Origin of the sequence: Planktophila warneckei (SeqCode) (genome assembly GCF_965234675.1) — a bacterium.
GTDB lineage: Bacteria > Actinomycetota > Actinomycetes > Nanopelagicales > Nanopelagicaceae > Planktophila > Planktophila warneckei.
Window position 1 is genome coordinate 190,019 of sequence record NZ_OZ248350.1, and the last position, 11,794, is coordinate 201,812.

Consider the following 11,794-nt stretch of genomic DNA (forward strand, 5'->3'; position numbering starts at 1 on the left):
GATGTGGGAGAACCTCGCTGGTTCGTTAACCACAACCTTGGAAAGAATGAGGATGAAATGAAGCGCTCAAAGAAGTACTTAGCGGCAGCTGAAAAGGTAAAGAAGGATCACCTATACACACCGCTACAAGCAGTAACACTTGCTAAGGAAACATCAACAGTTAAGTACGACGCATCTGTAGAAGTTGCACTCGTACTTGGTGTGGATCCAAAGAAGGCTGATCAAGCAATCCGTTCAACAGTTAACCTTCCTCACGGAACTGGTAAGACTGCTCGCGTTTTGGTTTTCGCGAACGGTGCAAATGCTGATGCAGCTCGTGCAGCAGGTGCAGATATCGTCGGTGGAGATGAACTCATTGAAGAAGTTTCAAAGGGCCGTCTTGATTACGATGCAGTTGTTTCAACACCAGACCTCATGGGTAAGGTCGGTCGCCTCGGTAAGGTTCTAGGACCTCGTGGCTTGATGCCAAACCCAAAGACAGGAACAGTTACAACAGATGTAGCTAAGGCTGTTGAAGACATCAAGGGCGGAAAGATTGAATTCCGCGTTGATAAGAACTCAAACCTTCACTTCCTCATCGGTAAGGCATCATTTACTGCAGAACAACTTGCAGATAACTATGCAGCTGCGATGGAAGAAGTTCTTCGTGCGAAGCCAAACTCATCAAAGGGTCGCTACGTACAGAAGGCGGTTGTTTCAACAACTATGGGACCTGGAATCGCAATTGATCCAAACCTAGTTCGCGAACCAGCAGCTAACTAACAAGAATTAAAGGAAGGGCCTCGGCAACTGCCGGGGCCCTTTTCCGTTGCCGGAACAGGCTCAATTTGACCCTAAAGCCTGCCGACCCTTAGCCTTACGCCATAACCAAAGACCGCAGGTCTAGATCCTCCGCAAGGAAGATCTAAATAAATGAGGAAATCTCAGCCCGCGTAGGTGTTCATGGTAATCCGTGGCGCTTACGCGTTACGGATTTTTTTATTTCCTACGGTCACCAATGAAACAGGAAAGGTGAACCGAATGGCTCGCCCAGATAAGACATCAGCAGTTGCTGAACTTGCGGAGGATTTCCGTACAGCTAATGCAACAGTGCTAACTGAATATCGTGGTCTTTCTGTTACATCAATGAAGGAACTTCGCCGTGCACTTGGTACAACAACCAAGTACTCAGTTGTGAAGAACACTCTTACAAAGATCGCAGCTAAGGATGCAGGAGTAGACATCTCAGATGATCTTCTCGTTGGTCCATCAGCTGTTGCATTTATCAAGGGTGATCCAATTGATGCAGCAAAGAGCCTCCGTGATTTTGCAAAGGAAAATCCATTCCTAGTTATTAAGGGTGGAATTTACGAAGGCAAGGCTGTAACCAAGGAAGAGATCATGCAGCTCGCTAACCTCGAGTCTCGTGAAGTTCTATTGGCAAAGCTTGCTGGCGCAATGAAGGGATCGCTTGCTAAGGCAGCGCGCGTATTTGACGCACTTCGCATCAAGCTTGAATCAGAGCAGGGTGCTCCTGCAGTAGCAGAGGCACCAGCAGTTGAAACACCTGCAGAAGCAGTTGTTGAGACACCAACAGATGTAGCAGAAGCTCCTGTAGCTGAAGCAACAGAAGTAACTACAGAAGCAACTCCAGAAACAGAAGAGAAGGAATAACGAATATGGCAAAGCTCAGCACAGAAGACCTATTGGGTCAGTTCAAGGAAATGACATTGGTCGAGCTCTCAGAGTTCGTTAAGTCATTCGAAACTGAATTCGATGTAACAGCAGCAGCTCCAGTAGCAGTTGCAGCAGCAGGCGGAGCAGCAGCAGGCGCAGCTGACTCAGCACAAGATGAGTTCACAGTTATCTTGGAAGATGCTGGTTCACAGAAGATTGCAGTGATCAAGGAAGTTCGCGGACTAAATTCAAGCCTTGGCTTGAAGGAAGCGAAGGACCTAGTAGATGCAACTCCAGCAACACTTCTAGAGAAGGCAAGCAAGGAGACAGCAGACAAGGCAAAGGCAGCACTAGAGGCAGCTGGCGCAAAGGTCACAATCAAGTAATTTCAGATTACTTTCGCGAAAGCCCCGCTTGGCATTACGCCAGGCGGGGTTTTTGTATGTAAAAAAGTTATTGAGTGCTGGCCACATTGATTCAGATTTCCTAATGTAATTAAGAGGCGTACTGTAAAAATGTACAGACAGCAGGCATAGGTTTTGTGCAGAGAGAAGTCATCATGACTCGTACATATGTAATTACAGGTTCAGCATCAGGCATTGGTGCAGCAACTTCAAAGATGTTAAAGAGTGCAGGACATACTGTTATCGGTGTTGATGTCCATGACGCTGATGTCATTGCAGATTTAAGTACGCCGCTTGGTCGTCATGATGGCGCGGCAGAAGTAATCGTGCAATCAAAAGGAAGTATTGACGCAGTAATCGCATGCGCTGGCTTGGCACATCCAATCGCTAAAACAGTATCAGTCAATTATTTTGGTGTCACTGAATTTTTATTTGCATTGCAACCAACATTAAGTAAATCAAAGGCGCCACGTGTTGCGATTACAAGTTCGATGGCTTCCTTAATGCCAAATAGTGCAGATCTTGTTAAAGCGTTGGTCGCCGATGATGAAGAAAAAGCTTTAGAGATCGCTCAAGGTTTGGTAGATGCGGGTGGGGGAGCTGAACAATTGATCTACGGATCAACTAAGCGAGCAATTAGTCGTTGGATTCGTCGCGAAAGCATTAAACCTTTATGGGCTGGAGCAGGAATTCCAGTTAATGCTGTTGGACCAGGAATTGTTAAGACTCCGATGGTCGCTGACATGATCGCCACCCCAGAGGCACGAGATGCGATCTCTGAAATGGTGCCGATGCCACTCAATGGATTTATGGAGCCTGAGGCTGTGGCCTCATTGCTCATCTGGCTGGCCAGCCCCGAGAACACCCACACCACCGGGCAGACTATTTATATAGATGGAGGCTCAGATGCGGTTTTACGCGGGGAGAACATCTGGGATCTGGCTCCGGCCACCTAGCCTCCAGCTGGAATCCACATTTTTGCGGAATCTCCTGACAAAGCCCCCGCCTAGGGGTATAAGCACCCGGTTGGACAGGGCGGGGGTGAGGTCGGTACTCTTCTCGTTCGCACAAATTTCTATGGTCAGGGCATATAGCGGCTGAGACCTAATTGTTGTGCGTTCCCGCAAATTGTCTGAAAGGACATCTCTTGGCCGCGTCTAAAAAAATCTCAGTAGCACCACGTCGAGTCTCATTCGCCAAGATCCGCGAACCCCTAGAAGTTCCTAACCTATTAGCGCTGCAAACTGAAAGCGTTGACTGGCTATTAGGTAACGATGCATGGCGTTCACGTATCGCAGCAACGGAATCAATGAATCGTGGAGAAATCCCAACAACTTCAGGTCTTGAAGAAATCTTTGAAGAGATTTCTCCGATCGAAGATTTCCAGGGAACTATGTCTCTCTCATTCCGCGATCACCGTTTCGAGCCACCTAAGTACTCAATTGATGAGTGCAAAGAGCGCGATATGACCTACGCACAACCATTGTTCGTAACTGCAGAGTTCACAAACAACATCACTGGTGAAATTAAGTCACAGACAGTATTTATGGGTGACTTCCCAGTTATGACAGCTCGCGGAACTTTCGTTATTAACGGAACAGAGCGCGTTGTTGTTTCTCAGCTAGTTCGTTCTCCTGGTGTTTACTTCGAGCGCACAATTGAAAAGGCATCTGACAAAGATGTTTTCACTGCAAAGGTAATTCCTTCACGCGGTGCATGGCTTGAATTTGAAGTTGATAAGAAGGATCTTGTTGGTGTTCGTATCGACCGCAAGCGTAAGCAGTCTGTAACAGTGTTCCTAAAGGCACTTGGTTGGACTGAAGAACAAATTCTTGAAGAGTTTGGTGATTTCGAATCAATCCGTGCAACTCTTGAAAAAGATACAGTCAAGACACAAGATGAAGCGTTGCTAGATATCTACCGCAAGCTACGTCCAGGTGAGCCTCCAACTAAGGAAGCTGCACAGAACTTGATCGAAAACCTTTACTTCAACCCAAAGCGTTACGACTTGGCCAAGGTCGGTCGCTTCAAGGTAAATAAGAAGCTAGGTCTTGATCTAGAGCTTTCATCATCACTACTTACTATCTCTGACATCGTTGCGACTTTGCGCTACCTAGTAGCGCTTCACCGCGGTGATCTATTGATGGAGTACGGCCGCGAAGTTCGCGTTGAGAAGGACGATATCGATCACTTCGGTAACCGTCGTCTTCGTACTGTTGGTGAATTGATTCAGAATCAGGTTCGCATCGGTCTGTCTCGTATGGAGCGCGTTGTTCGCGAACGTATGACGACACAAGATGTTGAGGCGATTACACCTCAGACACTGATCAACATTCGTCCGGTAGTTGCGTCAATCAAGGAGTTCTTCGGAACATCTCAGTTGTCACAGTTCATGGATCAGACAAATCCTTTGTCAGGGCTTACACACAAGCGTCGTCTTTCAGCGCTTGGACCTGGTGGTCTTTCACGTGACCGCGCAGGTTTCGAAGTTCGTGACGTTCACCCATCTCACTACGGACGTATGTGTCCAATTGAAACTCCTGAAGGACCAAACATTGGTCTTATCGGATCACTTGCAACATACGGTCGCGTAACAGCATTTGGTTTCATCGAGACTCCTTACCGCAAGGTTTCAAAGGGTCGCGTAACAGATCAGGTTGATTACCTAACTGCAGATGAAGAAGATGAACACATCATTGCGCAGGCAAATGCACCACTAACTGATGACAATCACTTCGCAGAAGCACGCGTACTTGTACGTCGTCGTGGTGGCGAAGTTGAATACATCCCAGCTGATGAAGTTGATTACATGGATGTTTCACCACGTCAGATGGTGTCTGTTGCTACAGCAATGATTCCGTTCCTTGAGCACGATGATGCAAACCGTGCGTTGATGGGTTCTAACATGATGCGTCAGTCAGTTCCTTTGATGCGTGCAGAAGCACCAGTCATCGGTACAGGTATGGAGTTCCGTGCCGCTGTGGATGCAGGCGATGTTGTAACTGCAACTAAGGCCGGCGTTGTTACAGAAGTTTCTGCTGATGAAGTTAAGGTCATGGCAGATGACTCGACCTACCAAACATATTCACTGCACAAGTTCACACGTTCAAACCAGGGAACTTCTTACAACCAGAAGGTTGTCGTTTCTGAAGGTCAGCGCGTTGAATTTGGTTCAGTTATCGCTGACGGTCCTTGTACCGATCAGGGTGAAATGGCGCTCGGTAAGAACCTACTCGTGGCATTTATGTCATGGGAAGGTCACAACTACGAAGATGCGATCATCCTTTCTCAGCGCCTAGTTCAGGATGATGTTCTTACATCAATCCACATCGAAGAGTATGAAGTTGATGCTCGCGATACAAAGCTTGGTGCAGAAGAAATCACTCGCGATATTCCTAACGTTTCAGAGGAAGTTCTAGCTGATCTAGATGAGCGCGGAATCATTCGCGTTGGCGCCGATGTAGTACCTGGCGACATCTTGGTTGGAAAGGTAACTCCTAAGGGAGAAACAGAACTAACACCTGAAGAGCGTTTGCTTCGTGCAATCTTCGGAGAAAAGGCTCGCGAAGTTCGCGATACATCTCTCAAGGTTCCACACGGTGAATCTGGAAAGGTTATCGGCGTAAAGATCTTTGAATCTGAAGAAGGTTTCGAGCTTGCGGCTGGCGTTAACCAATTGGTTCGCGTTTATGTTGCACAGAAGCGCAAGATTCAAGATGGTGACAAGCTTGCTGGTCGCCACGGTAACAAGGGTGTTATTTCTAAGATCCTTCCAGTAGAAGACATGCCATTCCTTGAAGATGGAACTCCAGTTGATGTTGTTCTAAACCCACTCGGTGTACCTGGTCGTATGAACGTTGGTCAGGTTCTTGAAATGCACTTAGGTTGGGTTGCGAAAACTGGTTGGGATCTTTCAGGTGTTGATGAAGCATGGCAGAAGCACATGCGCGCAATTGGTGCAGAAAAGGGCGAGCCAGGAACTAAGTTCGCTACACCTGTATTCGATGGTGCGCTAGAAGATGAAATCTCAGGTCTTCTTTCTGCAACTCTTCCAAACCGTGATGGTCTACAACTTATTGGTAAGAGCGGAAAGGCCAAGTTGTTTGATGGTCGTTCCGGCGAGCCATACCCAACTCCAATTTCAGTTGGATACATGTACATCTTGAAGCTCCACCACTTGGTTGATGACAAGATTCACGCACGTTCAACTGGTCCATACTCAATGATCACGCAGCAACCACTCGGTGGTAAGGCTCAATTCGGTGGTCAGCGATTTGGTGAAATGGAAGTGTGGGCACTTGAAGCTTACGGTGCTGCTTACACACTCCAAGAGTTGCTAACTATTAAGTCTGACGATGTTCTCGGCCGCGTAAAGGTGTACGAAGCGATCGTTAAGGGCGAAAACATTCCTGAGCCAGGTATCCCTGAATCATTCAAGGTACTTATCAAGGAAATGCAATCACTCTGTCTCAATGTAGAAGTACTTTCTTCAGAAGGTGTCGCAATTGAAATGCGCGATACAGATGAAGAAGTGTTCCGTGCCGCCGAAGAGCTAGGTATCAACTTGTCACGAGTTGAGCCAAGCAGCGTAGAAGAAGTGTGAGAGGGAAAATAACATGTTAGATGTCAACTTCTTTGATGAACTACGTATCGGTCTCGCATCTGCAGAGAACATTCGCGAGTGGTCTTTTGGTGAGGTTAAGAAGCCAGAGACAATCAACTACCGCACACTAAAGCCTGAAAAGGATGGCCTTTTCGACGAGAAGATCTTCGGACCAACTCGTGACTGGGAATGTTATTGCGGTAAGTACAAGCGCGTTCGATTTAAGGGAATCATTTGCGAGCGTTGTGGTGTTGAAGTCACACGCGCAAAGGTTCGTCGTGAGCGCATGGGTCACATCGAGCTTGCAGCTCCTGTAACTCACATCTGGTACTTCAAGGGTGTTCCATCACGCCTTGGTTACCTACTTGATCTTGCTCCAAAGGATCTAGAAAAGGTTATTTACTTCGCTGCTTACATGATCACAGAAGTTGATGCTGAAGCTCGTGAAGAAGATATGCCACAGCTTGAGAAGAAGCTTGCTAATGATCGCAAGAAGATCGAAACACGTCGCGATAACGATGTAGATGTACGTACCAAGAAGCTTGAAGCTGATCTTGCAGAACTCGAAGCAGAGGATGCAAAGTCAGATGTAAAGCGCAAGGTTCGTGAATCAGCAGAGCGCGAACTTAAGGCGATCCGTGATCGTGCAGAGCGTGAAATCACACGTCTAGAAGATGTGTGGGCACGTTTCAAGAACCTTAAGGTTCAGGATCTTGAAGGCGATGAAAACCTTTACCGTGAAATGCGTGACCGTTACGGCATGTACTTCAAGGGTGACATGGGTGCAGCTGCAATCAAGCGTCGTCTTGAGACATTTGATCTTGAGACAGAGCACAAGCTACTTACAGATCTTTCTGAAAATGGAAAGGGTGCAAAGAAGACTCGTGCAATCAAGCGCTTGAAGGTTGTTAACGCATTCCTTACAACAAGCAACAAGCCAGCATCAATGGTTCTTGATTGCGTTCCAGTTATTCCACCTGATCTACGTCCAATGGTTCAGCTCGATGGTGGTCGCTTCGCGACTTCAGATCTAAACGATCTATACCGTCGTGTTATCAACCGTAACAACCGTTTGAAGCGTCTTGCTGATCTCGGTGCACCAGAGATCATCGTTAACAATGAAAAGCGTATGTTGCAGGAAGCTGTAGATGCGTTGTTCGATAACGGTCGTCGTGGTCGTCCAGTTACAGGTCCAGGTAACCGTGCGCTGAAGTCATTGTCAGACATGCTTAAGGGTAAGCAAGGACGTTTCCGTCAGAACTTGCTCGGTAAGCGCGTTGACTACTCAGGTCGTTCAGTAATTGTTGTAGGTCCACAGTTGAAGCTGCACCAGTGCGGTCTTCCAAAGCAGATGGCTCTTGAACTTTTCAAGCCATTCGTAATGAAGCGACTTGTAGATCTAAACCACGCGCAGAACATTAAATCTGCAAAGCGTATGGTTGAGCGCGCACGTCCAGTTGTTTGGGATGTTCTAGAAGAGGTTATTGCAGAGCATCCTGTTCTCCTTAACCGCGCACCAACCCTTCACCGTTTAGGTATCCAGGCTTTCGAACCACAATTGGTTGAAGGTAAGGCAATTCAGATTCACCCACTCGTATGTACAGCTTTCAACGCTGACTTCGACGGTGACCAGATGGCGGTTCACTTACCTCTATCTGCTGAAGCGCAGGCTGAAGCTCGTATCTTGATGTTGTCTTCAAACAACATCTTGTCACCAGCATCAGGTCGTCCAATTACATCTCCTACACAGGACATGGTTCTTGGTCTCTACTACCTAACAATGTCTCGTGAGAATGAACTTGGCGAAGGTCGTGCATTTGGTTCAATCGCAGAAGCGATCATGGCCCACGATCAGCACTCAGTTTCATTGCAAGCGAAGGTAAAGATTCGTCTTACAACAACAGGTGAAACACTGGAGACAACAATTGGTCGCGCATTGTTTAATGAAGCGCTTCCAGCTGATTATCCATTTGTTGATCTTGATGTAACTAAGAAGCAGCTTGGATCAATTGTTGATCGCCTTGCTGAGTTCTATCCAAAGGTAGTTGTTGCTGAAACGCTTGATGCGTTGAAGGCACTTGGCTTCCACTGGGCAACACGCGCTGGTGCAACAATCGGTATCGAAGATGTTGTTACACCTCCACGCAAGAAGGAAATTCTTGAAAGCTACGAAACACAGGCTGACAAGGTTCAATCACAATATGAAAAGGGACTCATCACTGATGACGAGCGTCGTCAGGAATTGATCGAGATCTGGACAAAGGCAACAGCTGAAGTGGGTAAGGAGATGGAAGAAAACTTCCCTCGCGTTAACCCAGTTTGGATGATGGTCTTCTCAGGTGCTCGTGGAAATATGATGCAGATCCGTCAGATTGCCGGTATGCGTGGACTTGTAGCAAATCCAAAGGGTGAAATTATTCCTCGCCCAATCAAGTCAAACTTCCGTGAAGGTCTTTCAGTACTTGAGTACTTCATTTCTACTCACGGTGCTCGTAAGGGTCTTGCAGATACAGCGCTTCGTACCGCTGACTCTGGTTACCTAACTCGTCGTCTATGCGACGTTGCTCAGGATGTCATCATCCGTGAAGAGGATTGCGGCACTGATCGCGGTCTTGTTCTACAGATCGGTGTTCGTCAGGAGTCAGGTGGACTTGCTAAGTATGACCACGTCGAAACTTCAGTATTCGGACGCACATTGTCTGAAGATGTGACAGTTGATGGCAAGGTAATTCTTCCAGCGGGTACAGATCTTGGAGATCGCAACATTGATGAACTTGTTGCAGCTGGTGTTGACGAAGTAAAGATTCGCTCAGTTCTAACTTGCGATAGCAAGGTCGGACAGTGTGCAGCTTGCTACGGTCGTTCACTTGCAGCAGGACAACGTGTTGCAGTCGGTGAAGCAGTTGGAATCATTGCAGCACAGTCAATCGGTGAGCCTGGTACACAGCTAACAATGCGTACCTTCCACACTGGTGGTGTTGCTGGTGATGACATCACTCACGGTCTTCCACGTATCGTTGAGCTCTTCGAAGCACGTACACCTAAGGGTGTTGCACCAATCGCAGAAACAGCTGGTGTTGTTTCATTCCGCGAAGATGCAAAGGGCAAGAAGATCGTCGTTACTCCAGATGATGGAGGCGAAGAGGTTGCTTACCCAATCACTCGTCGTCAGAAGCTACTTGTAGAAGAAGGTTCACGCGTTGAAGTTGGCCAGAAGATGGTTGTCGGCGCGATCGATCCAAAGCAGGTTCTTCGTATTCTTGGACCACGTGCAACTCAGGTTCACTTGGTTAATGAAATCCAGTCTGTGTATCGCTCACAGGGTGTAGGAATTCACGATAAGCACGTTGAAGTAATTGTTCGTCAAATGCTAAAGCGCATCACAGTGCTTGAAGCAGGAGATGCAGATCTACTTCCAGGCGAGCTTGTTGAGCGTGGTCGTTTCGAGACTGAAAATCGTCGCGTTGTGACATCAGGTGGAAAGGCTGCTTCAGGTCGCCCAGAACTTATGGGTATCACTAAGGCATCACTTGCAACTGAGTCATGGTTGTCAGCGGCTTCATTCCAGGAAACAACTCGCGTACTTACAGATGCAGCACTTTCAGAGAAGAGCGATCCATTGCTCGGTCTGAAGGAGAACGTCATCATCGGTAAGTTGATTCCAGCTGGAACTGGCCTTGCTCGTTACCGCAACATTCGTGTTGAGCCAACTGAGGAAGCTAAGGCAGCTGTTTATGCAGCTTACGATGAGTACGACTTCACACCATTTGACCAACAAGGTTCTGGTGAGGCTGTTCGTCTCGATGAGGTTGAAGTACCTCGCTAATAGCGCTTACTTAACAGAAAGGCCCCTGATCACTCAGGGGCCTTTCTGTTTTATAAAGAGAGTTACTTTTGTAAGTTAGCTAAACGATCCAGAATCGGTGGATGTGAGTAATGCACGGCAACGTAAACAGGGTGTGGATTTAGGTTACTTAAAGACTCCACAGATAGCTTCTTTAGCGCTGAATACATGTACTCGCGTGCCCCTGGATAAGTATCAATCGAATACTGATCTGCTTGGTACTCGTTATGGCGTGAGAAAGAGTTATTAATGAGGCCAAGCACTGTAGATACAGGTGTGAAGAGCATAAAGAAGGCGATCATTGAAAGATGGAAACTTGGAGTATCTGAACCAAGCGCTTTTGAAAGGTTTGGATTACCAAGCAACCAACCCATCAAGGAAAAGATAACTAAGGTTTGCACATTACTAAAGGCAAACATTGTGTACACATGCTTGCGCTTGTAATGACCGACCTCGTGAGCAAGCACAGCAACAGTTTCTTTAGTTGTTAACTTCTCAATCAATGTGTCATACAGACCAATGATCTTTACCTTGCCCATGCCAGAGAAAAATGCATTTAACTTTGTAGAACGTTTTGATGCATCCATTTCCCATAACTTAGAAAGTGGGAAGCCTTGTGACTGGCAGTATGCCTCAACCTCTGAACGCAATTCACCTTCAGGAAGTGGCTTCAACTTATTAAACATCGGCAAGAAGATGCGAGTTCCGAAGATAAACATAAATAGCGAGATAGCAGAGACTGCTAACCATCCAACTAACCAGAAAGTTGATTCAAGGTTTTGGTAGATCAGGGCGATCAAGTAAATGATCGGCAAACCAAGTGCAACGCTAAGTAGTAGCTGCTTAATTGTGTCCATGACAAATAACTTCTTCGTTGTCTTGTTAAAGCCAAACTTTTCTTCAACTACAAAGGTTGAGTAATAAGAAACTGGAAGATTTGCAATCATTCCGACAACGATTAGTACGCCAAAAAAGATCACTGTGATCAGTAAGTTGTTAGAAAAACGATCCCGAATCGCCTCATCTAGCCAGGCAAACAAGCCCAAAATGATCGCTGAAAGCATTACTACAGTGCTTATTACTGAGGTAAATAGCTCTACTTTGTACTTTGCGGTGCCATATTCAAGGGATTTCGCATACTCATCTGGGTTGTAAATCTCGGCCGCAACAGGGGATAGGGGAGCGTTCTTACTGTTTTCATTTAAGAAATCAATAACTCGTCCTGCAGCGAAATCAATCAGAATAAATGTAACGATCCCAAGCAATAACCATTCTGCTGTTGTCATT

At 46.8% G+C, this 11,794-nt stretch carries 7 protein-coding genes; 6 read left to right on the forward strand and 1 reads right to left on the reverse strand.

The window, feature by feature from the left end:
* The first annotated feature begins 57 nt into the window (after positions 1-57).
* The 6 genes from rplA to AC8GFU_RS01070 all read left to right on the forward strand — a co-directional run bounded on the left by rplA (position 58) and on the right by AC8GFU_RS01070 (position 10,489).
* Complete coding sequence (gene rplA / locus AC8GFU_RS01045; protein ID WP_506627160.1) at positions 58-762, forward strand: 50S ribosomal protein L1; 705 nt, start codon at positions 58-60, stop codon at positions 760-762.
* Positions 763-1,020: 258 nt separating this feature from the next.
* Entirely contained in the window at positions 1,021-1,653 is a 633-nt protein-coding gene (rplJ, locus tag AC8GFU_RS01050; protein ID WP_506626661.1) for a 50S ribosomal protein L10, read from the forward strand.
* Between the two features lie 5 nt (positions 1,654-1,658).
* The gene (rplL, locus tag AC8GFU_RS01055) at positions 1,659-2,042 is read left to right on the forward strand and encodes a 50S ribosomal protein L7/L12 (RefSeq protein WP_506626662.1); all 384 of its coding nucleotides are present in this window, start codon (positions 1,659-1,661) and stop codon (positions 2,040-2,042) included.
* Between the two features lie 155 nt (positions 2,043-2,197).
* Positions 2,198-3,016 carry an SDR family oxidoreductase gene (locus AC8GFU_RS01060; RefSeq protein WP_506626663.1) on the forward strand — a complete coding sequence of 273 codons (819 nt, stop codon included), beginning with the start codon at positions 2,198-2,200 and terminating at the stop codon, positions 3,014-3,016.
* Between the two features lie 176 nt (positions 3,017-3,192).
* The gene (gene rpoB / locus AC8GFU_RS01065; RefSeq protein ID WP_506627161.1) at positions 3,193-6,663 is read left to right on the forward strand and encodes a DNA-directed RNA polymerase subunit beta; all 3,471 of its coding nucleotides are present in this window, start codon (positions 3,193-3,195) and stop codon (positions 6,661-6,663) included.
* A gap of 13 nt (positions 6,664-6,676) precedes the next feature.
* A complete protein-coding gene (locus tag AC8GFU_RS01070) occupies positions 6,677-10,489 on the forward strand; it encodes a DNA-directed RNA polymerase subunit beta' (protein WP_506626664.1) in 3,813 nt (1,270 codons plus the stop codon).
* A gap of 62 nt (positions 10,490-10,551) precedes the next feature.
* Here AC8GFU_RS01070 and AC8GFU_RS01075 read toward each other — a convergent pair whose 3' ends face one another.
* Positions 10,552-11,793 (reverse strand): M48 family metallopeptidase, encoded by a 1,242-nt coding sequence (locus AC8GFU_RS01075; protein ID WP_506626665.1) that lies wholly within the window; start codon positions 11,791-11,793, stop codon positions 10,552-10,554.
* Position 11,794: the final 1 nt, after the last annotated feature.

What these genes read in the sequence shown, in the direction of transcription:
- rplA (WP_506627160.1), top strand. Translation starts at nt 58, where the DNA reads ATGAAGCGCTCAAAGAAGTACTTAGCGGCAGCTGAAAAGGTAAAGAAG.
- rplJ (WP_506626661.1), top strand. Translation starts at nt 1,021, where the DNA reads ATGGCTCGCCCAGATAAGACATCAGCAGTTGCTGAACTTGCGGAGGAT.
- rplL (WP_506626662.1), top strand. Translation starts at nt 1,659, where the DNA reads ATGGCAAAGCTCAGCACAGAAGACCTATTGGGTCAGTTCAAGGAAATG.
- AC8GFU_RS01070 (WP_506626664.1), top strand. Translation starts at nt 6,677, where the DNA reads ATGTTAGATGTCAACTTCTTTGATGAACTACGTATCGGTCTCGCATCT.
- AC8GFU_RS01075 (WP_506626665.1), bottom strand. Translation starts at nt 11,793, where the DNA reads ATGACAACAGCAGAATGGTTATTGCTTGGGATCGTTACATTTATTCTG.